This is a genomic window from Candidatus Neomarinimicrobiota bacterium (assembly GCA_034716895.1).
Taxonomy (GTDB): domain Bacteria; phylum Fidelibacterota; class UBA8477; order UBA8477; family JABMPR01; genus JABMPR01.
Window position 1 is genome coordinate 1 of sequence record JAYEKW010000243.1, and the last position, 1,534, is coordinate 1,534.

2 protein-coding genes are annotated in these 1,534 nt (G+C 42.1%); one reads left to right on the forward strand and one right to left on the reverse strand.

Annotation, left to right across the window (positions count from 1 at the left end; genetic code table 11):
- Nucleotides 1-1,076: IS630 family transposase (locus U9Q77_13390; GenBank protein ID MEA3288350.1), on the reverse strand; the 1,076-nt coding region annotated here is incomplete at its 3' end.
- A 268-nt stretch (nucleotides 1,077-1,344) separates the two neighbouring features.
- Here U9Q77_13390 and U9Q77_13395 point away from each other — a divergent pair.
- Nucleotides 1,345-1,534, forward strand: a 190-nt coding sequence (locus tag U9Q77_13395) for a hypothetical protein (GenBank protein MEA3288351.1), incomplete at its 3' end; no start/stop codon positions are given.

Sequence of the window (1,534 nt, forward strand, 5' to 3'; positions counted from 1 at the left end):
GGCAAGTAACGAAATCTCTTGGATTTATTGGAAAATTGACTGCAGAAAAAGGAAAAGAATTTGAAGATGTGACAAAGCAGGCGTAAAGAGTCAAGTTCTTCTTTGTAGGTAGTGCCCGTCTGGTTCAGGCAGTTGATGATGGCATTTTTGAAATCCTTAAACTCGGAATAATATTTCGAATACAAACACTCTTTCTTAACAAATTTCCACAATCGTTCAATAAGGTTCAGATTGGGCGAATACGGGGGAATGTAAAGTAATTCGATGCCAAGGGATTCTGCTAATTCCCAAACAAGTTTGCACTTCTGATATCTGGCATTGTCCAAAATAAGGGTGATTGGAACCTTATCATCAAGGCGCGAAATGCGCCACAATAAATCACAAAAGCTCTGAGCATTGATGTACGTATCATTGGTAACAGTGATCAATTCATGAGTTGTAGCATTTAACGCACCCAAAACATTGAACCGCTTTCTACCAGCAGGGGCTTTAATAAACAATCTCTTAAATGACCACAATATTCCGAGAAATGGAGCCAAAACGAAGTGTGCAGCATCCACAAAAAAGACAACTCTCTTGCCGGACTTGGCTTCTTCGAGACGGGGTTCCAGCTCTTCTGTTATGAAACGTTCCTGTTCCTCTATGTCTGCTTTAGCAGGAATCATACCCACTTTGCGAGGAGCCATTCCAATGGACTTGAGAAACTCTCTAACCCTGTTTTCACTGCGTTTAATCCCAGTAAGTTCTTCGATCTTAGCCATAGCTTCTTTAACGCTTGCAGGGGGATGTTCACGAAAGTAAGTTTCAATAGTCGTTGTATACCGTCTCAATTCGCTTTGAGGTTGGTAAAAATTTACTTCTTTCAACCCTTCAATGCCATGTTCTTGGTACTTTCGGAGGTAACCAGTCAGAGTGTTTGGAGATATCCCTGTAATCCGACATATCTGGTTATGGCTTATATTCTGGCTCTTCAACCAAAGAGCTTCCATTCTACGCTGAACTCGAGGGTGGGGATGATGATATCGTTCGTAGTCTAATATTTTCATCTCTTCCTCAGTGAAATCAATATTAATCATGCAGATCACCTGTTGAGATTTGTATCTTAAACTAAAAAGTAGTCACCCGTATACTAAATATGTGCTATGATTTGACCTATAAAAAATCGCAGTTTATGCCGGTGCTGAGTATATCTCGAACTGCAACTTCAGCGGCATCAGCGGCGATGTGGTAGAGCTACGAACGGGGATGCAAGGATTGGCGTGCTGTTCAACTGTGGCGTGGCGAGCGATTGAGAGCCGGGTACGGGGGGTGACAGCCCCAAAGGAGGAGTCGAGTTATCAGACAATGTTTAAGTGGTTCAAATACTACTTAATAATAGCAATGAACAAACTACTTCATGGAGAACACCGGGCAAGATGGGTTACCATCTCAAACGATGAATATGAGCGTATGAAATCAACCATTGAAGTACTCTCTGATAACGCACTTTTAAGGCAGATTCAGGAGAGCAGAGAAGATTACCGCCGTGGCAGAT